The sequence below is a fragment of the Serratia sp. MYb239 genome (assembly GCF_002966855.1).
Lineage (GTDB): Bacteria > Pseudomonadota > Gammaproteobacteria > Enterobacterales > Enterobacteriaceae > Serratia_B > Serratia_B rhizosphaerae.
The window spans coordinates 713,179-736,591 of record NZ_CP023268.1; the positions used below are offsets into that span (position 1 = coordinate 713,179).

Annotated in this window: 19 protein-coding genes and 1 riboswitch; of the genes, 6 read left to right on the forward strand and 13 right to left on the reverse strand. The window is 59.5% G+C overall.

The annotated features are described in order from the left end of the window. Positions 1 to 152 precede the first annotated feature (152 nt). Positions 153 to 2,507, reverse strand: coding sequence for a DNA polymerase II (locus tag CLM71_RS03350; protein WP_105233213.1), 2,355 nt, complete (start codon positions 2,505 to 2,507; stop codon positions 153 to 155). A 234-nt stretch (positions 2,508 to 2,741) separates the two neighbouring features. Here CLM71_RS03350 and CLM71_RS03355 point away from each other — a divergent pair, with 234 nt between their 5' ends. Continuing rightward, a complete protein-coding gene (locus tag CLM71_RS03355; protein WP_105229744.1) occupies positions 2,742 to 3,509 on the forward strand; it encodes a DedA family protein in 768 nt (255 codons plus the stop codon). Positions 3,510 to 3,540: 31 nt separating this feature from the next. Here CLM71_RS03355 and ilvN read toward each other — a convergent pair whose 3' ends face one another. The 7 genes from ilvN to sgrR form a co-directional block, all read right to left on the reverse strand. Continuing rightward, positions 3,541 to 3,834 (reverse strand): acetolactate synthase small subunit, encoded by a 294-nt coding sequence (gene ilvN / locus CLM71_RS03360; RefSeq protein ID WP_105229745.1) that lies wholly within the window; start codon positions 3,832 to 3,834, stop codon positions 3,541 to 3,543. 3 nt (positions 3,835 to 3,837) lie between these two features. Then, positions 3,838 to 5,532 carry an acetolactate synthase large subunit gene (gene ilvB / locus CLM71_RS03365; protein ID WP_105229746.1) on the reverse strand — a complete coding sequence of 565 codons (1,695 nt, stop codon included), beginning with the start codon at positions 5,530 to 5,532 and terminating at the stop codon, positions 3,838 to 3,840. A 111-nt stretch (positions 5,533 to 5,643) separates the two neighbouring features. Next, positions 5,644 to 5,757, reverse strand: a complete 114-nt coding sequence (ivbL, locus tag CLM71_RS03370) for an ilvB operon leader peptide IvbL (RefSeq protein WP_154747116.1) — start codon at positions 5,755 to 5,757, stop codon at positions 5,644 to 5,646. A gap of 87 nt (positions 5,758 to 5,844) precedes the next feature. Continuing rightward, complete coding sequence (gene thiQ / locus CLM71_RS03375; protein WP_105229747.1) at positions 5,845 to 6,549, reverse strand: thiamine ABC transporter ATP-binding protein ThiQ; 705 nt, start codon at positions 6,547 to 6,549, stop codon at positions 5,845 to 5,847. Continuing rightward, positions 6,536 to 8,143 carry a thiamine/thiamine pyrophosphate ABC transporter permease ThiP gene (gene thiP / locus CLM71_RS03380; protein ID WP_105229748.1) on the reverse strand — a complete coding sequence of 536 codons (1,608 nt, stop codon included), beginning with the start codon at positions 8,141 to 8,143 and terminating at the stop codon, positions 6,536 to 6,538. Before thiP ends, thiQ begins: the two co-directional genes overlap by 14 nt. Beyond that, the gene (gene thiB, locus CLM71_RS03385; protein WP_105229749.1) at positions 8,119 to 9,105 is read right to left on the reverse strand and encodes a thiamine ABC transporter substrate binding subunit; all 987 of its coding nucleotides are present in this window, start codon (positions 9,103 to 9,105) and stop codon (positions 8,119 to 8,121) included. The genes thiP and thiB overlap by 25 nt, the downstream gene beginning before the upstream one ends. A gap of 55 nt (positions 9,106 to 9,160) precedes the next feature. Then, positions 9,161 to 9,259, reverse strand: a riboswitch (TPP riboswitch). A gap of 37 nt (positions 9,260 to 9,296) precedes the next feature. After that, the gene (gene sgrR, locus CLM71_RS03390) at positions 9,297 to 10,958 is read right to left on the reverse strand and encodes an HTH-type transcriptional regulator SgrR (RefSeq protein WP_105229750.1); all 1,662 of its coding nucleotides are present in this window, start codon (positions 10,956 to 10,958) and stop codon (positions 9,297 to 9,299) included. 92 nt (positions 10,959 to 11,050) lie between these two features. On the opposite strand from sgrR, the gene sgrT reads away from it, so the two are divergent. From sgrT to CLM71_RS03405, 3 genes are all read left to right on the forward strand, one after another. Beyond that, entirely contained in the window at positions 11,051 to 11,227 is a 177-nt protein-coding gene (gene sgrT, locus CLM71_RS03395) for a glucose uptake inhibitor SgrT (RefSeq protein ID WP_105229751.1), read from the forward strand. Positions 11,228 to 11,448: 221 nt separating this feature from the next. Continuing rightward, complete coding sequence (locus CLM71_RS03400) at positions 11,449 to 12,633, forward strand: sugar efflux transporter (RefSeq protein WP_105229752.1); 1,185 nt, start codon at positions 11,449 to 11,451, stop codon at positions 12,631 to 12,633. 140 nt (positions 12,634 to 12,773) lie between these two features. Then, positions 12,774 to 14,246 (forward strand): DASS family sodium-coupled anion symporter, encoded by a 1,473-nt coding sequence (locus CLM71_RS03405; protein WP_105229753.1) that lies wholly within the window; start codon positions 12,774 to 12,776, stop codon positions 14,244 to 14,246. 69 nt (positions 14,247 to 14,315) lie between these two features. Here CLM71_RS03405 and leuD read toward each other — a convergent pair whose 3' ends face one another. From leuD to leuL, 5 genes are all read right to left on the reverse strand, one after another. Further along, the gene (gene leuD / locus CLM71_RS03410) at positions 14,316 to 14,918 is read right to left on the reverse strand and encodes a 3-isopropylmalate dehydratase small subunit (protein ID WP_105229754.1); all 603 of its coding nucleotides are present in this window, start codon (positions 14,916 to 14,918) and stop codon (positions 14,316 to 14,318) included. 11 nt (positions 14,919 to 14,929) lie between these two features. After that, the gene (gene leuC, locus CLM71_RS03415) at positions 14,930 to 16,330 is read right to left on the reverse strand and encodes a 3-isopropylmalate dehydratase large subunit (protein WP_105229755.1); all 1,401 of its coding nucleotides are present in this window, start codon (positions 16,328 to 16,330) and stop codon (positions 14,930 to 14,932) included. Between the two features lies 1 nt (position 16,331). Next, entirely contained in the window at positions 16,332 to 17,423 is a 1,092-nt protein-coding gene (gene leuB, locus CLM71_RS03420) for a 3-isopropylmalate dehydrogenase (RefSeq protein WP_105229756.1), read from the reverse strand. Between the two features lie 2 nt (positions 17,424 to 17,425). Beyond that, entirely contained in the window at positions 17,426 to 19,000 is a 1,575-nt protein-coding gene (leuA, locus tag CLM71_RS03425) for a 2-isopropylmalate synthase (RefSeq protein ID WP_105229757.1), read from the reverse strand. 88 nt (positions 19,001 to 19,088) lie between these two features. Continuing rightward, entirely contained in the window at positions 19,089 to 19,172 is an 84-nt protein-coding gene (gene leuL / locus CLM71_RS24425; RefSeq protein ID WP_111737729.1) for a leu operon leader peptide, read from the reverse strand. A gap of 698 nt (positions 19,173 to 19,870) precedes the next feature. Here leuL and leuO point away from each other — a divergent pair. After that, positions 19,871 to 20,818 carry a transcriptional regulator LeuO gene (gene leuO / locus CLM71_RS03430; RefSeq protein ID WP_105229758.1) on the forward strand — a complete coding sequence of 316 codons (948 nt, stop codon included), beginning with the start codon at positions 19,871 to 19,873 and terminating at the stop codon, positions 20,816 to 20,818. Between the two features lie 442 nt (positions 20,819 to 21,260). Continuing rightward, positions 21,261 to 23,060 (forward strand): long-chain fatty acid--CoA ligase, encoded by a 1,800-nt coding sequence (locus CLM71_RS03435; RefSeq protein ID WP_105229759.1) that lies wholly within the window; start codon positions 21,261 to 21,263, stop codon positions 23,058 to 23,060. Positions 23,061 to 23,413: the final 353 nt, after the last annotated feature.

Consider the following 23,413-nt stretch of genomic DNA (forward strand, 5'->3'; position numbering starts at 1 on the left):
AAGACGGCATGGTCAGTGGTTAAGAATTTGGGAAGGGCGCTATGGTAATGGAAGGCGGCGCGTTCGTCACCTGCAAAACCGGAGGAATTTTATCTTCCCGCATTCTGTCCTAACACGCCCGTTCCGTGGGGTTTTCCCGATCCGTGCTGGTATCAAAACAATCCCATCTGCCCGGTAACCAGGGTGGTAAAATCATCGTGCAGGAAGGGAAGTATAGCGTCTGCCACCGGTTGCAGCTGGCGCTCCAGGTAATGTTGGTAGTCGAGCGGCGAACTTTGCGTTTCCAGCGGCTCCGGCCCGGCCAGGGTGATCACATAGCTGATCCAGCCGCCGTTTTGGTACTGCAGCGGGCGACCCTGCCGGCGGTTATAGTCGTCGGCGATGCGCGCCGCCCGGACGTGCGGCGGCACGTTGCGCTGATAGTCGTCCAACTGGCGCCGCAGGCGTTTGCGGTATACCAGCTGATCGTCAAATTCGCCGGCCAGCGTTTTGGCGACGTAGTCGCGCACAAAGTCCTGATACGGCTGGCGCAGGAAAATACGCTGATATAGCTGCTGCTGGAACTGCTGCGCCAGTGGCGTCCAGTCGGTGCGCACCGTTTCCAGCCCTTTATACACCATCTGCGGTTCGGCGCCGGGCCTGGCGATCAGGCCGGCATAGCGTTTTTTACTGCCCTGTTCCGCGCCGCGGATGGTGGGCATCAGAAAGCGGCTGTAGTGGGTTTCAAACTCCAGCTCCAGCGCGCTGGTCAGCCGGTAGTTCTGCTGCAGATGCTGTTGCCACCACTGATTGACATATTGCACCAGCTCGCGGCCGATCTGCGTCGCCTGCTGTTCGTCGTGCGCCTGTTTCAGCCAGACGAAGGTGGAGTCGGTATCGCCGTAAATTACCTGATAGCCGCGGGCTTCGATCAGTTCCCGGGTTTGCCGCATGATCTCATGGCCGCGCAGGGTGATCGATGACGCCAGCCGGGGATCGAAGAAGCGGCAGCCGCTGGCGCCAAGCACGCCGTAGAAGGCGTTCATAATGATTTTCAACGCCTGCGACAGCGGCTTGTTGTGCTGTTGTTTCGCCTGTTCGCGCCCCTGCCAGATCTGGCTGACGATCGCCGGCAGGCTGTGTTTGCTACGTGAGAAGCGCGCGTTGCGAAAGCCGGGCACCGAATCGGCATCGTCCGGGTGCTGCATGCCCTCCACCAGCCCGACCGGATCAATCAGGAAAGTACGGATGATCGAGGGGTACAGGCTTTTGTAATCCAGCACCAGCACCGAGTCATACAGGCCGGGCTGTGAATCCATCACGAAGCCGCCGGGGCTGTGCTCTTCCGGCAGTTCGCCGAGGTTGGGCGCCACGTAGCCCTGACGATGCATGCGCGGCATATACAGATGGCTGAAGGCCGCTACCGAACCGCCGCTGCGGTCCGCCGCCAGCCCGGTGACGGTGGCGCGCTCCAGTAAGAAGGGCAGCAGTTCGGTGGCGGCGAAAATCCGCGTCACCAGCTCGCAGTCTTTCAGGTTATAGCGCGCCAGCGCCGGTTTATCTTCGGCAAACTGCCGGTCGATTTCCGCCATGCGCTGGTAGGGGTTATCGATGGACTTGCCTTCTCCCAGCAGGGTCTGCGCCACGTATTCCAGGCTGAAGGAGGGGAAGTTCCAGGTGGCGGACTTCAGCGCTTCAATACCGTCGATAATCAGCCGGCCGGCGGCGGAGCAAAAGAAGTGGTTTTGTTTAAAGCCGTGTTCGCGCCACTCCAGCGGGCTGCCGCCGCGGCCGAAAAGCAGCGGGATCTGGTAGCGTTCGGCGTGTTTTTGCAGCACGCGCAAATCAAACTGGATCAGGTTCCAGCCGATGATGGCATCCGGGTCGTGGCGCTCCAGCCACTGGTTCAGGCGCTCCAGCAGCTGCGGCCGGCTGGTGCAGTACTCCAGCGCGAAATCCAGCGGCTCGCTGCCGCCGTTGGGCGGCCCGAGCATATATACCTGCCGCTGGCCGCAGCCTTCCAGCGCAATGGAGTACAGTTCGCCGTGGGCGGTGGTCTCAATATCCAGCGATGCCAGTTTCAGCTGCGGACGGTAGTCCGGCGCCGGCTTCATCTGGCCGTTAAGCCATACGCCGTCGCCGCCGGAGCGCCCGCTGAACCAGACCGGCGCGGTGATAAAGCGCTCCATCAGATAGCGCTCCGGCGGACGGATATCGGCCTCATAGACGCTGACGCCGTTCTCCTTCAGCACTTTTTCCAGCTTGATCAGCTGACGATGCTGGCGGCAATACAGCCCCAGCACCGGTCGGGCGTGAAAATCCTGCAGCGGCAACGCTTTCAGCTCCCAGTGCCGTTCGCCGCGCAGCAGCAGTTCCGCCCGCTGGCGCTGCTCTGCGGGAATAAACGCTACCGAGGTCTGCGGCGGCAGGCGCAGCCGTTGCGGGCCGCGATCCGTCGCCAGCCAGAATTCGACTTCGGTACCGGCTGGCGTATCGCGCCAGTGGCGGGTGAGCAGGAAACCCTGCATCGGGGATGCGGCGTTATCGTTCAAGGCGGTATTTATCTGCGTAGCCGAATAGGAAGGCATCGCGCGGGCGGCGCCGATGCGTTGTCAGACGTAAAGTATAACATGGTTTTTTATACAGTATTGCATCCCCTGTGGCCGCGCTGCCAAAAACGCATACAATTCAGGAGTTGACTCACTCTGGCCTGCACCGGACAATCCTTCGCCCAGGCGCTTTAGATAACGAACAGAGGTTTGATGGAAGCCTATTTACAACATTTGCTCGCTCAATCATTGGCTTTCACTCTGATGGTCATTTTTTTGGTGACCTTCCTGGAATCGCTGGCGCTGGTGGGGTTGCTGCTGCCGGGCACCGTGATGATGGCCAGCGTTGGCGCACTGATCGGCAGCGGCCAGGTGGATCTGTATCTGGCCTGGGCGGCCGGCGGCATCGGCTGTTTCCTCGGCGACTGGATCTCCTATTTTATCGGCCGGGCGTTTAAAGAGCCGCTGCACCGCTGGTCGTTCCTGCAGAAGCATAAGGCGATGCTTGACCGCACCGAACATGCGCTGCATCAGCACAGCATCTTTACCGTGCTGCTGGGGCGTTTCGTCGGGCCGACGCGGCCGCTGGTGCCGATGGTGGCCGGCATGCTCGATTTACCGCCGTATAAATTTGCGTTGCCGAATATTATCGGCTGCATTACCTGGCCGCCGGTCTACTTCTTCCCCGGCATTCTGGCGGGGGTGGCGATTGATATTCCGTCCTCGGACAACAGCGCGCTGTTTAAGTGGCTGCTGTTTGGTTCGATAGTCCTGCTGTGGCTGGCCGCCTGGCTCAGCTGGCGCTGGTGGCGGGAAGACAAACGCGGCAGCGACCGACTGAGCCGCTGGCTGACGCCGCTGCGGCTGCGTATGGCCTGCGTGGTCGGCTGGATCGCCGCCGCTGTCTGCTGTTACCTGATGAGCCAGCAGCCGCTGATGCCGGTATACCGCCATCTGTTGTGGCAGGTGCTGGCCGGGTAATCTGGGGGGCGGAGTGTTCCGCCCCGTTTCATTACTGGAAAAACGCTTCCAGCTGTTCAAACACCCGCAGGTCTTCGCTGTGGCGTTTTACCTGCAGCACATCCTCCAGCTTTTCCACCTGACTGATCATCTGAACCAGCCGCTGGTCATCGGCCACCAGCAGCCAGATGCGGCTCTGCCTGCCGTCTTTCAGCGGCATACACAAAATGCCTTCCACGTTAAACGCACGGCGGGCGAACAGGCCGCAGACGTGCGACATCACGCCGGGATGGTTGCGGACCGCCAGTTCGAGAATGACCTGTGATTTCTGTTGGGGTTGTAGCATGGCTTATTCTCCAATCATGTCGATGTTGGCGGCGCCCGGCGGCACCATCGGGAAGACTTTTTCGTTAGTGTCGATCAGCGCGTGGATCAGGCACGGGCCGGGACGCGCAATGGCCTCCGCCAATGCGGCCTGCGGATCGGCGGCGGCGTTCAGGTCGCAGGTGTCCAGCCCGAAGCCGGCGGCAATGGTCAGGAAATCGGTACGCTGCGGATAAGCGGCGGCAAAGATGCGCTGCTGATAGAACAGGGTTTGCTGCTGATGCACCAGTCCCAATGCCTGGTTGTTCATCAGGATGATTTTGACGTCCAGATGGTGCTCGGCCGCGGTGGCCATCTCCTGAATGTTCATCATCAGGCTGCCGTCGCCGGAAAAACACAGCACTTTACGCTGCGGTTCGGCCAGCGCCGCGCCGATCGCCGCCGGCAGACCGAAGCCCATGGTGCCCAGCCCGCCGGAGGTCAGCCACTGGCGCGGACGGCGCAGCGGATAGGCCTGCGCCACCCACATCTGATGCTGGCCGACGTCGGTGGTGACGATGGCGTTTTCATCCACGCAGCGCGCGGCGGCCAGCACCAGTCCGTAATGGCTGAGCGGTTTGTCGGCGTGCGGCATGCTGAACGGAAATTCGCGCTTGAGGTCGTTGACGGTATTCAGCCAGGCGCTGCGCGGCTGGGCGTCGATCTGCGACAGCAGCTGTTGCAGCACCTGCCCGACATCGCCGTGGATCGCCACCTGCGGCTGTTTTACCTTGCCCAGCTCCGCCCGGTCGATATCTACGTGGATGATTTTGGCGTTCGGGCAGAACTGCTCGGTTTTGCCGATAGCGCGGTCGTCAAAGCGCGCGCCCAGCACCACCAGCAGATCGGCCTCCTGCAGGATAAAGTTGGTGCTGCGCGCGGCGTGCATGCCCAGCATCCCCAGCGATAACGGATGGTCGACCGGCATGGCGCCCAGCGCCATCAGCGTCATGGTGGTCGGCAGGCTGGCGCGCTCGGCCAGCTGCAGCGCGGCGCGGTGCGCGTCGGCGCAGATAATGCCGCCGCCCAGATAGAGAATCGGCCGCTGGGCTTGATTGATCATCGCCGCCGCCCGGGCCACGTCGGCGGGGTTGAAGGCCGGCGCGGCGTCTGGCTGCGCCAGCGGCGGCAACTGGTCCAGCTCAATCTCGGCGGTTTGAATATCCTTCGGCACGTCGATCCACACCGGGCCGGGGCGGCCGGATTCGGCAATGCGGAACGCATCGCAGATTACCTGCGGCAGCTCACGGATGTCGCGTACCAGATGGTTGTGTTTGGTGATCGGGATGGACATGCCGTAGGTGTCCACTTCCTGAAAGGCGTCGGTGCCGATCATTGAGGAGGGCACCTGGCCGGTAATGCACACCAGCGGAATGGAGTCGAGCTTGGCGTCGGCGATGGCGGTGACCAGGTTGGTGGCGCCCGGGCCGCTGGAGGCGATGCAGACCGCCGCTTTACCGTTGGCGCGCGCCATGCCCTGCGCCATAAAACCGGCGCCCTGTTCGTGACGCGCCAGCACGTGACGGATGGTGGCGCTTTGGCTTAACGCGTCATACAGCGGCAGCGCAGCGCCGCCGGGAATGCCGGCGACGGTGGTGATGCCCTGACGCTCCAGCAGATGAACGATCAGCTGCGCGCCGGTAAAGCGTTTGCCTGCGTGAGGCGTGCCCGTAATTGCCATGTTCCTGTCCTTTCTCAAGGCCGGTGAGCTTTGGCGGGCAGGGTGCTAAAACAAGAAACCCCGCCCGGTTTGCGCCGGCGGGGTTTGGGAATCGATGCGTTGATTCGGACCCTACGGCGCATTGCCGACGACCACCACCACACGCACGACGACCACCGCGGCTGGTAGCGCGGTAACTAGTAGGGTCGAAGTCAGCGAGGATGCGATCACAGGGAACCTTATCATCAGTAAAAAACTCAGGATTTTATAAAAGCACAGGTGCAAAATTCGCACAACCGCTTTATTGCCGCAGCATAAAAAACGCGCGTCAGATCACGCTTTTCCGTTGATGCCCAAGATATGCGCTGCGGGGGCGCTGCCGTCCAGCAGCGGCTGCGTCGGGCCGTCATAATAGATGCGGCCGTCCACCACCAGCAGCGTGCGCGGGGCGATGCGCGCGGCGTCGTCCAGGTTGTGCGACACCATCAGCAGCGTCAGTTCGCGCTGTCGGCACACCGTATCCAGCAATTGCAGCATCTCGCCGCGCAGCGCCGGGTCGAGCGCAGAGAAAGGTTCGTCCAGCAGCAGAATCGGCCGCTGGCGGATCAGACAGCGGGCCAGCGCGGCGCGCTGGCGCTGGCCGCCGGAGAGCTGCGACGGCAGGCGCGGCAGGTGTTCCGTCAGGCCGACCTGATCGGCTATCTGCGCCAGCTGCCGTTTTTGCCCGGCGTTCAGCCTGAGACCGGGATCCAGCCCCAGCCCGATGTTTTGTTCCACCGTCAGGTGGGCGAACAGATTGTTTTCCTGAAACAGCATCGACACCGGCCGCTGCGCCGGCGGCGTGCGGGTATGGTCGTCGCCGTCAAGACGCAGGCTGCCGCCGTCCGCGCTCAGAAAGCCGGCAATCAGGCTGAGCAGGGTGCTTTTCCCCGCGCCGCTCGGCCCGAGCACCGCCACGCGTTCGCCCGGGCGGATGCGGAGATCAAAGCGTATCGGCAGGTGCTCATACAGGTAGGTCAGTTGGTTAAGTTCTATCATCGCGGCCCGGTAAACGTTCAATCAGGGTAAAGAGCAGGAAGCACAGTAGCAACAATAACAGGGCGGTGACCGCGCCGTCATTGCTGCGATAGGCGCCGATTTGCTGGTAAAGATAGAACGGCAGGGTGCGGAACTGCTCGTTGCCGAACAGCGCCACCACGCCGAAATCGCCGATCGACAGCACGCAGGCGAAGGCCAGCGCCTGTGCCAGCGGGCGACGCAGGGCGCGCAGTTCGATCCAGCGCAGCCGCCGCCAGCCCTGCATGCCCAGCGACAGGCACAGCGGGTTGTAGCGCTCCGCCACGTCGCGCATCGGGTTTTCCAGCACTTTCAGCGCATAGGGCACCGCCATCAGCGCGTTGGTCAGGATCACCAGCGCATAGGGCGACTGCGGCAGCCCGACGGTGTCGTTCAGCAGCAGGAAAAAGCCGGTAGCCAGCACGATGCCGGGCATCGCCAGAATCAGCATGCCGCTCAGTTCCAGCGCCTGGCCCCAGCGTCGCTGTTGGCGCAGTTTCAGCTCGCGACTGCTCCACAACAGCATCATGGTCAGCAGCAGGCATAGCAGGCCGGCGCCGACGGCGATGCGCAACGAGGTGAACAGCGCCTGCCACAGCGCCGGCTGCTGCAGCACGCTGGCGATTGCCTGATTGGCGCCGTCGACCACCACCGCCAGCAGCGGCGGCAGCAGTAATAGCAGAGCGGCGACGATCAGCAGCGCATCGGTCAGACGCCGGCGGCGGCTGTCCTGCGGGTTGCGCCATTGAATCGCCTGCGTTGCGCCCACCGGCAGCGCCTGGCTGAGACGCTGGCTGAGCATCACCAGCCCCAGACAGCAGGCCAGCTGGATCAGTGCCAGCAGCGCGGCGTGGCTAAGGTCATAGTCGTAGCTCAGCGCCTGGTAGATGGCCAGCTCGATGGTGGTGGCCTGCGGCCCGCCGCCCAGCGAGAGTACGGTGGCGAAACTGGCGAAGCAGAGCATGAAGATCAGCGCGCCGCCCGGCAGTATCTGCCGGCGCAGCGCCGGCCATTCGACAAAGCGGAACTGCTGCCAGCCGTTCATGCCCAGCTGTGCGGCAAGCTGGCGCTGTTCAACCGGCACGTTTTCCAGCGCCTGCAGCAGCAGGCGGGTCGCCAGCGGCAGGTTGAAGAACATATGCGCCAGCAGAATCCCCTGCAGGCCGTAAGGCGAGAACTGATAGTCGAGCCCCAGCCAGGCGCACAGCGCCGCCAGCCAGCCCTGCCGGCCGTAGACGCTGAGCAGGCCGAACACCGCCACCAGCACCGGCAGCACCAGCGTCATGGCGCATAAACGCAGCAGCAACGCGCGGCCGGGGAAGCGGCGGCGGTACAGCGCCCGCGCCAGCAGGATGGCGGGCAGCACCGAGATCAGCGCCGACAGCAGCGCCTGCCAGAAGGTGAAGCGCACCACGTGCCACAGGTAGTCATCCTGCCATATCGACAGGGCGTCGCTGTGCGGCGCATGGTTCAGCAGCGAACCGAAGGCCAGCGCGGCCACCAGCAGAATCAGGCCGGAGGCCAGCAGCCCCGGCCACAGCCAGTGGGGGATTAACGGCTGACGGCGCTTTGCCATGAACGGATCCAGTTGCCTCGCTGTTTTGCCACCTCATCCGCGCCATATTGCAGCGCGGTCTGCGGCACCGGCAGTTGCGCAAAGCCGGCCGGCAGAGGGGTTTTGATCGCCGGATACATCCAGTTGCCGGTCGGGATGGCGTTCTGGAACGCCGGCGTCAGCATAAACTGCATAAAGCGCTCCGCCAGCTGCGGATGGCGGCTGGCCTGCAATTTAGCGGCGACCTCGACCTGCAGGTAGTGCCCTTCGCTGAAGTTGGCGGCGGCGTAAGCGTCTTTTTTCTCTTCAAGCAGATGGTAGGCCGGCGAAGTGGTATAGCTCAGCACCAGATCGCCTTCTCCTTTCAGGAACAGACCGTAGGCTTCGCTCCAGCCTTTGGTGACGGTGACGGTTTTCTTCGCCAGCTTCTGCCAGGCCTGCGGCGCGGCGTCGCCATAGACTTTCTGCATCCACAGCAGCAGGCCGAGACCCGGGGTGCTGGTGCGCGGATCCTGATAGATCACTTTCCATGGTTGGTCGCTTTCCACCAGCTCTTTCAGGCTCTTCGGCGGGTTTTTCAGCCGGTCTTTGTTGTAGACAAAGGCGAAGTAGCCGTAGTCATAGGGGATAAAGGTGCTGTCCTGCCAGCCGCCGGGCACGTTCAGCCGCGAGTGGTCCACCGTGCTGGCGGCGAACAGTCTGGTCTGGCGCGCCGCCTGCAGCAGGTTGTTATCCAGCCCCAGCACCACGTCCGCCTTGCTGTTTTTGCCTTCCATCCGCAGACGATTAAGCAGTGAGACGCCGTCTTCCAGCGCCACGAATTTCAGTTCGCAGTTGCAGTCGGCCTCAAAGGCTTTTTTGATTGCCGGGCCAGGGCCCCAGTCGGCGGCGAAGGAGTCGTAGGTGTAAACCGTCAGCGTGTCTTTCGCCAGCGCCGGCGCGGCGGCCAGCAGCAACAGGCAAGGCAGGAATTTCTTGATCACTTTGCACTCCTGATAGTTAGGGCAGCAAAGGCATCTGAGGGGCTCCTGGGGAGCCGGTTGGCTGGCACTCAAATCCCTCCGCCGGTATTAGCCGGTTCAGGTTCGACGGGTTTGCTCTCAGCGAAAACCTTGTTCCGCACCCCGTTGAGACGGCGCTATTGTAAAGAGTTAGCGCCGCCGGCGAAAGATGCTTATGTCTCCGGCGGCGCGAACCAGGCGGATTTGAAGTCGAACCAGCCCAGCGTATTCATCCGTACGCCGCGCATGCTGCGCTGGCCGTGCAGCTGCAGCCAGTGATGGAACAGCGGATGCAACTGATGCTGGCTGACCAGCCGGCGACAGAACTCCGCCAGCGGCAGGCGGTTGTCGCGCCACAGCGCGGCGTCCTGCGCCAGATCTTCGCTCATGCAGTGTTGCAGCAGCGGCAGCTCATACAGGGTGGCGAACAGTGAGAATTCCAGCGGCAGGGTGAAATTGGCGCTGCCGAGCCACAGATCGCTCTGCGCCTCTCCCCGGTGCCAGACGTCGTAATCGACGATATTGACCGTCAGTTCTACACCGTGCTGCGCCAGCAGCGGCTGCAGGGCGTCGCCGATGGCGTTGAACTCCGAGTGTTCGCCGTAGTAGGTCAGCGTCAGCCGGCGCAGAGCGGCGGGTTTCAGCCTCTGGGTCAGTTCGCGGTTATGGTGCCAGCGCGGCAAAATGCCGTAGGCCGGCGACCAGTAACGCTGGCTGACCGGCCCGGAGAGGTTCAGCAGGGCAATAGGATTGAGCAGTTCGCACAGCCAGCTGCGGATGGCCGGATCGTCGCCGACGGGCGAACGCCGGTCGAACAGCAGAAAGTAGCAGCCTTCCTCCAGCCGGCTTTCCAGCTCATTTTTGCCGGTATCGTCGGCCTGCAGCTGCACGCCGGAGTGCATCAGCTCTTCGGTAATATCCGGCAGGACCCAGATATTCACTTCATCGATCAGGGCGCGATAGCCGAAGTAATCGTCAAACGCCTGGATCTTCAGTTGGCTCTGCTGGTTATGCACCACGCTGTACGGGCCGGTGCCGATCGGATGGCGGGCAAAATCCGGCAGAGTGCGCCATTCCTGCGGCAGAATCATGGCCGGCACGCTGCCAAGCAGCCAAGGCAGCCAGTAATCGGGGCTGTGCAGATGCACATCGATCACATGGGGCGTCGGCGAGTCGACGCGTGCGATATGGGCGAACAGCGGCTGCGACGTCAGGCGCGTCAGCGTCTGGATAACGTCTTCCATCTCCAGCTCGCGTCCATGATGAAAGTGGATAGCGGGGCGCAGATAGAAGCGCCAGTGCAGCGGGGTCAGCGCCTGCCAGTGGTGGGAAAGGTCGGACTCCAGTTCCCCGTTTTCCTCATTTATCCGCGTCAGGCCGCTGTAAATCTGCCGGGCCAGGTGCGTCTCCGAACGGCGCAGTGCCGAACCGGGCAGCAGATTGGACAGCGGCCGGTAGTAGAGCACGCGCAGGATATGTTTACCCTGGCGGAAACTGCGTCCCAGTTGGGACAGGAGCATCTGTCGCACCACTTTTTTATCGCCGACCAGCTGCACCAGCTGGTCGATGCGATCCTGTTCCAGCAGCGTTTCCGCCCGCTGTTGCTGCAGCGCCAGGCCGGTGTAGTGAAACTCCAGCCGCGAACGCTTGCCGCGCCCGGCCTCTGCCTGCCAGGTCAGCCACCCCTGTTGCTGCATGGCGCCAAGCAGCGAGCGTACATGACGGCGCGAACAGCTGAGCGCGTCGGCCAGCTCCTGCAGCGTGGTATCGCGGGCTTCGCCCTGGCAGCGTTGCCAGAGACGAATAAACTGCTGTTGCAGGCGTGGCGTGGACATAAAAGAGGAACTCCCCGACAGTAATCCGACAATTTATCTTTCCCTATATTACGCCGATAATTTGCTCAGACGAAAGAGAGGAGGGCGGGCTTATGAACGTTTTATTGTCGAAACAGTTTTATCAGCGCTATTTCGCCGCCGTTCGCCGCCAGCACGCCGACTGGCTGACCCGGCTGGTGCCGGAGCAGGCCAGGCTGGAAATATTGTCCCATTTAACCCAGTGGGATATGCCGACGCTGAGCGATGAAGCCTATCGCAAGCGCCTCTGATCTTTCCCCGCTATCCGTGGGTTTTCAGGCGACGCCTGAAAACCTGGGGAGACCAAGTGTTTCTGAGTAATGGTGCTTTTCACCAGCCAGTGGGGCGACCCACTGGCATTTTTATTTGCGGCGGGTGATTGCCGTTGTCGGGCGGTGCTTTTACTATTCGCTGACTTCTTCTACGCTGATTTTTTTATTGCGCCGTTTTCGCCTTGTTCAGGAATGCCGCTATGAATAACCGTTGGTCGCTACGCCGTTTTAACCCCGTTTTCGCCGCATTCCTTGCCGTCGCTTTTCTGGCCGGTATCGCCGGGGCGTTGCAGACGCCGACGCTCAGCCTGTTTCTGACTTCGGAAGTCAAAGTGCGGCCGCTGTGGGTCGGGCTGTTTTATACCGTCAACGCGGTGGCCGGCATCGTGGTGAGCTTCCTGCTGGCCAAACGCTCGGACACCCGCGGCGACAGGCGTAAGCTGATTTTAGGCTGCTGTCTGATGGCGGTAGGCAACTGCCTGCTGTTCGCCTTTAACCGCGACTATCTGACGCTGATTACTGCCGGCGTGCTGATGGCGGCGCTGGCCAATACCGCGATGCCGCAGATTTTCGCCTTGGCGCGGGAATATGCCGACAGCAGCGGCCGTGAAGTGGTGATGTTCAGCTCGGTGATGCGTGCCCAGCTGTCGCTGGCCTGGGTCATCGGCCCGCCGCTGTCGTTTATGCTGGCGCTCAATTACGGTTTTACCACCATGTTCCTGATCGCCGCGGGGATCTTCGTTGTCAGCGCGCTGCTGGTGGGGTTTTGCCTGCCTTCGGTGCCGCGCGAGGCGCAAACCGGCAGCCTGAATGTGACGCCGGTCGCGCCGCCCAGCGCCTGGCGCAACCGCGACGTGCGCCGGCTGTTTGTCGCCTCGATGCTGATGTGGACCTGCAACACCATGTATATCATCGATATGCCGCTGTATATCACCCGCGATCTCGGGCTGCCGGAGCGGCTGGCCGGCATTCTGATGGGCATCGCCGCCGGGCTGGAAATCCCGGCTATGCTGCTGGCGGGCTATGTGGTCAAGCGTTTCGGCAAGCGCCGGATGATGCTGTTCGCCGTGGCGGCGGGCCTGCTGTTTTATCTTGGACTGACGCTGTTCACCGCTAAACTGGCGCTGATTGGCCTGCAGTTGTTCAACGCGATCTTTATCGGCATTATTGCCGGCATCGGCATGCTCTATTTTCAGGATTTGATGCCGGGGCGTCCCGGCGCGGCGACCACCATGTTTACCAACAGTATTTCCACCGGCGTCATTTTAGCCGGGGTGCTGCAGGGGGCGCTGGTGGAGAATCTGGGACACTACGCGGTGTATTGGCTGGCGGTGGCGTTGGCGGCGCTCTCCTGGTGGCTGTGCGCCCGCGTGCGGGAGGTTTAACCGCTATTTTCGTTAACATTGATGTAAATCATTGAGAACATTAGCCCATAGTCGCAAGCTAAACGGACATAAGGCGTCGGCGTCGTTGATTTTGCTCCACGTCGCCGCCGCGCCTCTCCGTTGAATCTCGTGGGTATGTTATGGATAAACTAACGCCGCTCAAGCCTGTTCCCTCCCTGATTGCCGTTGCCGCCACGCTGCTTATCTGGTTTGTCATCCCGGTTCCTGAGGGCGTTGAACCCAACGCCTGGCAACTGCTGGCGCTGTTTATCGGCACCATTATCGCCATTATCGGCAAGGCGATGCCGATTGGCGCGGTATCGGTGATCGCCATCGCGCTGGTGGCGGTGACCGGCGTCACCAACCCCGGCAAGCCGGGGGCGGCGCTCGGCGATGCATTGAGCGGCTTTTCCAATCCGCTGATCTGGCTGATCGGCTTCTCTATCATGATCTCGCTCAGCCTGAATAAAACCGGGCTGGGCGGGCGTATCGGCTATTACTTTATTTCGCTGTTCGGCAAAAAGACGCTGGGCATCGCCTATGCGCTGACGCTGGCGGAGACCACGCTGGCGCCGGTGACGCCGAGCAACACCGCGCGCGGCGGCGGGATTATCCACCCGATTATGAAATCGATCGCCGACAGCTTCGGCTCCAGCCCCGGCTTGAACACCAGCGGCAAGATCGGCCGCTATCTGGCGCTGGTGAACTACAACATCAACCCGATCACCTCGGCGATGTTTATCACCGCCACCGCGCCGAACCCGCTGGTGGTCAGCCTGATCGCCAAAGGCACGCACAACAGCGTGGAGCTGAGCTGGGGCATGTGGGCGCTGGCGGCGCTGTTGCCGGGCCTCTGTTCGCTGATCGTAATGCCGCTGGTGGTGTATTTCCTCTATCCGCCGGAAATTAAAAGCACCCCGGATGCGCCGAACTTCGCCAAACGGCAGTTGCAGGCGCTGGGGCCGGTGACGCTGCCGGAGAAGATTACGCTGGCGGTGTTTGCGCTGCTGCTGGTGCTGTGGGCCGGTATTCCGGCGATGATTTTTGGTCCGGCGCTGGCGGTGAACCCGACCACCGCCGCCCTGATCGGCCTGGCGATTTTGCTGGCCAGCGGCGTACTGAGCTGGGATGACATCCTGAGGCAGAAGGGCGCCTGGGATACCGTGGTCTGGTTCTCCGCGCTGGTGATGATGGCGACCTATCTGGGCAAACTGGGGCTGATTAACTGGCTGTCGCAGACGGTCGGCGCCGGTATTGCGCATATGGGGATGAGTTGGGTGGGCGGCACGCTGCTGCTGACGCTGGTGTATCTCTATTCTCACTACTTCTTCGCCAGCACCACGGCGCACGTGACCGCCATGTTTGCCGCCTTCTTCGCCGCAGGCGTGGCGCTTGGCGCGCCGCCGGCGCTGCTTGGCCTGATTCTGGCGTTCTCCTCTTCGCTGATGATGTCGCTGACCCACTATGCGACCGGCACCGCGCCGATTATTTTCGGCTCCGGTTACAGCACGCTGGGCGAGTGGTGGAAAACCGGTCTGGTGATGAGCGTGGTAAACCTGCTGATTTGGCTGACGATTGGCACCGCCTGGTGGAAGTGGCTGGGATATTGGTAAGGGCGGCGAGGGGCCGGTGATGAAGCAGGGGCGGAATATCCGCCCCTGCTGTGCGTCAGCGTGGCCGAATCAGTTGAGAAACGCCGGCTGATTGGCTTCGTAACGGGCGATATCCGCGTCGTGCTGCAGCGTCAGGCCGATGCTGTCCAGGCCGTTGATCATGCAGTGGCGGCGGAAGCTGTCGATCTCAAACGGGTAGCTGTGGCCGCCGGCGTTCACCGTCTGCTGTTCCAGGTCGACGGTAAACTCGATGCCTTCGTTGGCTTCCACCAGCTTGAACAGCGTATCCACGTCTTGCTCGCTCAGCGTGACCGGCAGCAGCTGGTTGTTGAACGAGTTACCGTAGAAAATATCGGCAAAGCTTGGTGCAATCACCACTTTGAAACCGTAGTCGGTCAGCGCCCACGGCGCATGTTCGCGCGAGGAGCCGCAGCCAAAGTTCTCCCGTGCCAGCAGGATACTGGCGCCCTTGTAACGCGCTTTATTCAGCACGAAGTCCGGGTTGGGCTGCTGGCCGGCATCGTCCAGAAAGCGCCAGTCGTTAAACAGGTGCTGGCCGAAGCCGGTGCGCGTCACCTTCTGCAGAAACTGTTTCGGGATAATGGCGTCGGTATCGACGTTGGCCGCATCCAAAGGCACCACTAAGCCGGTATGTTGAGTAAATTTAGCCATGGTGATGCTCCTTAGTGCAGTTCACGAATATCGGCAAAGTGGCCGCTGACGGCGGCGGCGGCGGCCATGGCCGGGCTGACCAGGTGGGTGCGCCCGCCGCGTCCCTGACGCCCTTCAAAGTTACGGTTGCTGGTGGAGGCGCAGCGCTCGCCCGGGTTCAGGCGGTCATTGTTCATCGCCAGACACATGGAGCAGCCGGGCAGACGCCATTCAAAACCGGCTTCGATAAAGATTTTATCCAGCCCTTCGGCCTCCGCCTGCGCTTTCACCGGGCCGGAGCCGGGCACTACAATCGCCTGGACGCCGCTGGCGACTTTGCGCCCTTTGGCAATGGCCGCAGCGGCGCGCAGATCCTCAATGCGTGAGTTGGTGCAGGAGCCGATAAACACTTTGTCGATCGCCACTTCGGTCAGTTTGATGCCCGGTTGCAGATCCATATAGGCCAGCGCTTTTTCGGCGGAAGCACGTTCGACCGGATCGCTGAACGACTCCGGCGCCGGGATGATCTGGTTGACGGCGATCACCTGCCCCGGGTTGGTGCCCCAGGTAACCTGCGGAGCGATATCTTCGGCGCGCAGCGTCACCACGCTGTCAAACTGTGCGTCGTCATCGGACTTCAGCGTGCGCCAGTAGGCGACCGCCTGTTCCCAGTTATCGCCGGTCGGCGCGAACTGGCGGCCTTTCAGGTAGGCGAAGGTGGTGTCGTCCGGCGCGACCAGCCCGGCTTTGGCGCCCATTTCAATCGCCATGTTGCACAGCGTCATACGGCCTTCCATGCTCAGCGCTTCGATAGCCTTGCCGCAGAACTCGACCACATGGGCGGTGCCGCCGGCGCTGCCGGTTTTGCCGATAACCGCCAGCACGATGTCTTTGGCGGTGATGCCCGCCGCCGCGTCGCCGGTGACCTCGATTTTCATGGTCTTGGCGCGCCCCTGTTTCAGCGTCTGGGTCGCCAGCACGTGTTCTACTTCTGACGTGCCGATGCCGAACGCCAGCGAGCCGAAGGCGCCGTGGGTGGCGGTGTGGGAGTCGCCACAGACGATGGTCATCCCCGGCAGCGTCATGCCCTGCTCCGGGCCGATCACGTGAACGATGCCCTGGAACGGGTGGTTCAGGTCATACAGCGATACGCCGAACTCCGCGCAGTTCTTGATCAGTTCCTGCATCTGAATGCGCGCCATCTCGCCGCTGGCGTTGATGTCTTTGGTCTGCGTCGACACGTTGTGATCCATGGTGGCGAAGGTTTTGCCCGGCTGGCGCACCTTGCGGCCCATGGCGCGCAGGCCGTCGAAGGCCTGCGGCGACGTGACTTCATGCACCAGGTGGCGGTCAATATACAGCAGCGGCGTTTCGTTCGGCGCTTCGTACACCACGTGGGCATCATACAATTTCTGATATAACGTCTTAGCCATGTTATGCCCCCTGTGCCACAAAGCGGGCGATGATATCGCCCATTTCATCGGTGCTGACCGCCTTGCCGTCGCCGGCCAGATCGGCGGTGCGGTAACCCTGTTCCAGCGCCTGGTTGATGGCGCGCTCAATCGCATCGGCGGCTTCACCGGCCTCCAGGCTGTAGCGCAGCAGCAGGGTGAGCGACAGGATCTGGGCTACCGGGTTGGCAATACCTTTACCCGCGATATCCGGCGCGGAGCCGCCCGCCGGTTCGTACAGGCCGAAGCCCGCTTCGTTCAGGCTGGCGGAAGGCAGCATGCCCATTGAACCGGTGATCATTGCGCACTCGTCCGACAAAATATCGCCGAACAGGTTGGAGCACAGCAGCACGTCGAACTGCGCCGGATCTTTGATCAACTGCATGGTGGCGTTGTCGATGTACATGTGCGACAGCGCCACGTCCGGGTAATCTTTGGCAACCTCGTTCACCACTTCGCGCCACAGGATCGAGCTTTGCAGCACGTTGGCCTTATCGATGGAGGTGACCTTATTGCGGCGTTTGCGCGCCGATTCAAAGGCGATGCGCGCGATGCGTTCGATCTCGAAGCGGTGATACACCTCGGTATCATAGGCGCGCTCCTGCATGCCTTGGCCTTCGCGCCCTTTCGGCTGGCCGAAGTAAATGCCGCCGGTCAGCTCGCGGACGCACAGGATATCGAAGCCGGCGGCGGCGATGTCGGCGCGCAGCGGACAGAAGTTTTCCAGCCCCTGGTACAGGCGGGCTGGACGCAGGTTGCTGAACAGTTTGAAGTGTTTACGCAGCGGCAGCAGCGCGCCGCGCTCCGGCTGTTCCGCCGGCGGCAGATGTTCCCACTTGGGGCCGCCCACCGAGCCGAACAAAATGGCGTCCGCCTGCTCGCAGCCGCTCAGCGTCGCCGCCGGCAGCGGGCTGCCGTGGCGGTCGATGGCGATGCCGCCGACGTCGTATTCGCTGGTGGTGATGCGGATATCAAAACGCTGGCGTACCGCCTCCAACACTTTCTTTGCCTGCGCCATTACTTCCGGGCCGATTCCGTCTCCGGGTAAGACGGCAATATGGTAATTCTTCGTCATGTTCACACCGTTTCCTGATTATTTTGATGTTTGGTTTGCTGCAGACGCTGTTTTTCTTTTTCTACCTGTTGGGAGCGCCAAATATTATTTAATGCGTGGATCATCGCCTTGGCGGAGGATTCGACGATATCGGTCGCCAGGCCGACGCCGTGGAAGCGGCGGCCGTTGTAGGAAACCACAATATCCACCTGGCCCAGCGCGTCGCGACCCTGGCCTTTCGCCGTCAGCTGATATTTCACCAGTTCGATCGGGAAGTCGGTGATGCGGTTGATGGCCTGATAGACCGCATCGACCGGGCCGTTGCCGGTGGCCGCTTCGGCTTTTTCTTCGTCGCCGCACATCAGTTTGACCGAGGCGGTGGCCATAATGCTGCTGCCGGACTGCACGCTGAAGTAACCCAGATTGAAGTGTTCCGGTTCTTCCTGCTGCTTATTGATAAACGCCAGCGCTTCCAGATCGTAGTCGAACACCTGGCCTTTCTTGTCCGCCAGTTTCAGGAAGGCGGCGTACAGATCGTCCAGGTTGTAGTCCTGATCTTTGTAGCCCATTTCTTCCATGCGGTGCTTCACCGCCGCGCGGCCGGAGCGCGAGGTCAGGTTCAACTGAACGTCTTTCAGACCGATGGTCTGCGGCGACATGATTTCGTAGTTTTCACGGTTTTTCAGCACGCCATCCTGGTGAATGCCGGAGGAGTGGGCGAAGGCGTTAGAGCCGACGATCGCTTTGTTGCCGGGAATCGGCATATTGCACAGCTGGCTGACCAACTGGCTGGTGCGGTAGATTTCCTGGTGGTTGATATTGGTGTGCACGTTCATGATGTCCTGGCGCACTTTAATCGCCATGATCACCTCTTCCAATGAGGTATTGCCCGCGCGCTCGCCGATGCCGTTGATCGTGCCTTCCACCTGACGGGCGCCGGCCTGCACTGCCGCGATTGAGTTGCCGACCGCCATGCCTAAATCGTCATGGCAGTGTACGGAGATAATCGCCTTGTCGATGTTCGGCACCCGATCGTACAGCGTGCTGATAATGCCGCCAAACTGGTTCGGCGTGGTGTAGCCGACGGTATCGGGGATATTGATGGTGGTGGCGCCGGCGTTGATGGCTGCTTCAACCACGCGGCACAGATTGTCGATCGGCGTGCGTCCGGCGTCTTCACAGGAGAATTCGACGTCGTCGGTATAGTTGCGTGCGCGTTTCACCGAGCGTACGGCCATCTCCAGCACTTCATCGAACGAACGCTTTAATTTTGACTCGATATGCAGCGTTGAGGTGGCCAGGAAGACGTGGATACGGAACGCTTCGGCGACGCGCAGCGCCTCGGCGGCGACATCGATATCGTTGTCGACGCAGCGCGCCAGGCCGCAGACGCGACTGTTTTTGATTTGGCGTGCAATAGTTTGCACCGATTCAAAGTCACCCGGTGAAGAAACCGGGAAGCCAACCTCCATTACGTCGACGCCCATTCTCTCCAGCGCCATCGCGATCTGAATCTTTTCTTTTACGCTCAGGCTGGCCTGCAGCGCCTGTTCACCGTCGCGCAATGTGGTATCGAAGATAATGACTTGTTGGCTCATCGCTTGGTTCCTTATCGTGTTTTTCACGCTAAGCGGGCAAAAAAAAACCCGCGCAGTAGCGCGGGTTTGTTATAGCTGAGTGGCTGAATCAGGACCGATCGCCGCCCACTGGCATACCGCGCAAAGAAGATGCGTTTAGTAGTAGGCCTAGTAGACGAGTAATACGGATCATGTGATTCCACTTCTCTAAAATGTTTGCGTTGCCTAATTTGATACGTTATCGCTCAGGCGATGTCAACACCTGATTTTAAAACCCATGCTGAATTAAGCCTGATGCGTTCCCGCGCTATTCAACAGCAGATAATGTTGAAAAAAAATCGGTTGTTAGTTTAAAAGAGTATTGGAATTGGGACGGCCTTAGCATAAATGAATTGAATAGTGAGATATGGCGTTGATTCTGGAGTGGGGTGGGGTAATATTTAACCACTTCGCGATGGTTGGCGCATATCCCGGAGGTGAACCATTCATAATTTTAATTCATTATTATAATAAATAGAGTGAGGGAATGGCTAAGCGTATATAATCGACAGGTATGGAATATAACTGTCCTAAAAATCACTGCTTTTAATATTGTGTGATTGTCCATTGCCTATTTTTATGTTCTGATTCATCTTGTGTGGGGCGTTTTTTTAATCACCGTTTCGGCTTATTCCTATTGAGATTTATGACGTTTTTTCAATGGGGCCGATAAAGTAGTTGGCATAAATTTTAGTGTTGTATTTATATTGGATGATTCTTGGGTTTTATCTTTTATGGATAATTCCCCAAGAGGACTAACTTTACCGATAGGGAAAATGGAATGCTATTTCTGACACCATTCTTAGTGGTGCGTCGGTGAAGTTATCTACATAGGACTTAGTGGAGTTGGATATGTCTGGATATGAATCGGGAAATGTCTTAGGGAAGGGGGGCGGCGATATTCATCTGCGCAGCGTCGATCTTAATCTGCTCACCGTGTTTGATGCTGTGATGCAAATGCAAAATATTACGCGTGCGGCGAATGTACTTGGTATGTCACAGCCTGCGGTAAGCAATGCGGTCGCCCGGTTGAAAGTGATGTTTAACGATGAGCTGTTCGTGCGTTTTGGGCGCGGCATCCAGCCGACAATGCGTGCCAGACAGCTGTTCGGGCCGATTCGCCAGGCGCTACAGCTGGTGCAAAATGAACTGCCGGGGGCCGGGTTTGATGCCTTGACCAGCGAGCGTATTTTCCCAATCTCCATTTGTAGCCCGCTGGATTTGCGCCTGACGGCGAAAGTCATCAACAGCGTTAAGGAAATGGCGCCTCATGTCCGCCTGCAAATAAAATCGTACCTCAATAATAATATTGAGCATCAGTTGCGTTATCAGGAGATGGAGTTTGTTATTGGCTATACGTATTTTGAGCATGGCGAGTTTAAGCGTTATGCGCTGTTTGACGATGAGCTGGTGATTGTTGCCGCGGAAACCCATCCGCGGATAATGAACGGCATTACGCGTGAACAGCTGATGCAGGAGCAGCATGCGGTGGTTTCTCTGGAAAGATTCTGTTCTTTCAGCCGTCCGTATTATATCGACGACACAATGCAACGTGTTGTCTCTCAGCAGTGTACGGATTTATATAGCGTGATGAATCTGGTTTCCCGTACCGACATGCTGGCCATTGCTCCCCGTTGGTTTGCCCAGCAGTATGCGGCGAACCTGCAGCTGAAATTACTCCCTTTACCGCTGGATAAAAAACAGGTGACTTGCTATCTCTCTTGGCACGAGTCTGCCGAACGGGATAAAGGACATCAGTGGATGAAGTCTGTACTTAGCGAATCTGAAGCGCTGCGTTAACAGGTGGGAAATTAACCCGAGGGATCGCTCTCGGGTTAATTTTTTTATTATCCTCAGCGGTTTTATAAGTTAATCGAGTTTTTTATTTAGAATTTTCCTGTTTCAGTACGGCAGTGATTCATTTTTATCCCTTCAAAGCTAAAAACTACAATCTAATAAAATAATGGAATTTTGTACTATCTGTGGGGCAGGGCGTTTCGGTATCGTGAGGGCGCTGTAGCGGAATGCTTTTAGACTGTCGTTCTCCTTGTCGCGTGCTTTGCATCACGTTCAACGGATTTACCCGGCGTTTGAGCTCACAGAACGACGCTGAAATTTCTTCCCCCTCAATCAGAGAGTCGGTAGACTGCGCGGAAAAAAGTAAACACGTGTAAGCTGAGATTTTGGGGCGTCGACGCCCGGCTACCGCTAACCGATTGATCCGTTTCAGGCTTAAGGCTTTATGACCAGACATTTACAGCACTACCATCTGATCCAGCGTATCCAGCAGCAACGCAGCCAGCGCGCCGAATGCATTGCTTTTCGCCAATGGACGCCAGAAGGGGAAACCCGCCTGAGCTGGCGGCAGGTCGGCACGCATATGGATCATATCGCCAGCGCTTTGCTGGCGTTAGGCGTTGAAGTGCAGGAGCGCGTGGCAATTTTTGCCAACAACAGCATGGCCTGGTCATTAACCGATTTGGCTATTTTGCAGCTGCGTGCGGTCAGCGTGCCGCTGTATGCGACGCATACCGCCGCGCAGGCGGCGTTTATTTTGAATGATGCTGATATCCGCATTCTGTTTGTCGGCGATCAGGCGCAAATGGATGCCGCCATTGCGCTGCGTGGGGTTTGCCCGCAGCTGACGCAGATTATTGCCTTTAACGACGCGGTGGAGCTGCACGGCTGCGAGATTGCCTGTTACCTGAACCAACTGGAGCGAGACGCGGACGTCGAGCGTTATCAGGCGCAGCTGGATGAGCGCATCAACGGTCGTGAACTGCAGGATCTATTCACGCTGATTTACACCTCGGGCACTACCGGCGAACCAAAAGGCGTGATGCTGGACTATCGCAATATGGCGGCTCAGCTGTATCAGCATGATGAGCGCCTGACGGTGGGCGAGGCAGATGTTTCCCTCAGTTTCCTGCCGCTGTCGCATGTGTTTGAACGTGCCTGGAGCTTCTTTATCATGCATTCCGACGCACAGAATGTTTTTCTGCCGAATACCGACTGGGTGCGTGAGGCAATGACGGCGGTGCAGCCAACCGTAATGTGCGCCGTGCCGCGCTTCTATGAGAAGATCTTTAGCGCGGTGCATGAGAAAGTCGCCCGCGCGCCGTGGTGGCGTCGTCTGTTGTTCCGCTGGGCGATTGGCTGCGGTGAGCGTAAATTCTTGCAGGAGCGTGCCGGTACGTCTGGCGGCCGGCTGTTTGCTCAGACGCATCGCTGGGCCGATAAGCTGGTACTCAGCAAACTGCGCGGTCTGCTGGGAGGACGGGTGCGCTTTCTGCCGGCGGCCGGGGCCAAGCTGGACGATAATGTGATCCTGTTCTTCCAGGCGCTGGGCGTAAATATCAAGTATGGCTACGGTATGACGGAAACCTGCGCCACCGTTTCTTGCTGGGAAGAACACGACTTCCGCTTCGGCTCTATCGGCAAACCGCTGTCTGACGTTGAGGTACGCATCGCCGAAGAGAACGAGATTCAGGTGCGCGGCCCGATTGTCATGCGCGGTTACTTCAATAAACCGCTGGAAACCGCGCAGGCGTTTACCGCCGACGGCTGGCTGAAGACCGGTGACGCCGGGGCGGTAGACGATCACGGCAATCTGTTTATCACCGAGCGGCTGAAGGATCTGATGAAGACCTCCGGCGGTAAATATATTGCGCCACAGATGCTGGAAGGCACGCTGGCGCAGGATCGTTTTATCGAACAGGTGGCGGTGATCGCCGATGCGCGCAAGTTTGTTTCCGCGCTGATCGTGCCGTGCTTCGAATCGCTTGAAGAGTATGCCAAATCGCTCAATATCAAATATCACGACCGTCTGGAACTGCTGCGCCATAGCCAGATTATCGAGATGTTTGAGACGCGTCTGCGCGAGATGCAAAGAGAGCTGGCCCGTTTCGAGCAGGTAAAGAAATTCACTCTGTTGCCGGCGGCATTCTCGATGGAACTGGGGGAGCTTACGCCGACGCTGAAGCTGCGGCGTAAGGTGATCTCTCAGCGTTATCAGAATGAAATTGAGGCCATGTATCAGTAAATCTTCTGACCGAGGACGGTTTACTATTCGCCGCTGCTGAAAAAAACGGCATAAAGTCAGCCTGATTTAGTTCTGTAATTACCGCCATTCATGAAACAATGCCTAGCCGCATCCGCTGTTGGCTAGTGCATTGTTTTAACCTGTCGCCAAATGCCAGATCGATAGCCATTTCCGCGTTTTCCTGCCGACGTTTTGCCGTTTGCCTGCCTCATATACTGACGTTATGTTAAGGGATTCTATACCCGTCATTTTCCGGATTAAGCGCCGGTTGGCCGCCTTCATTCATGACCTTATTCAGCGCGGCGATGGGTAGGCCAAAAACGCATCACGTCGGGGTATACCCGACGAGCAGG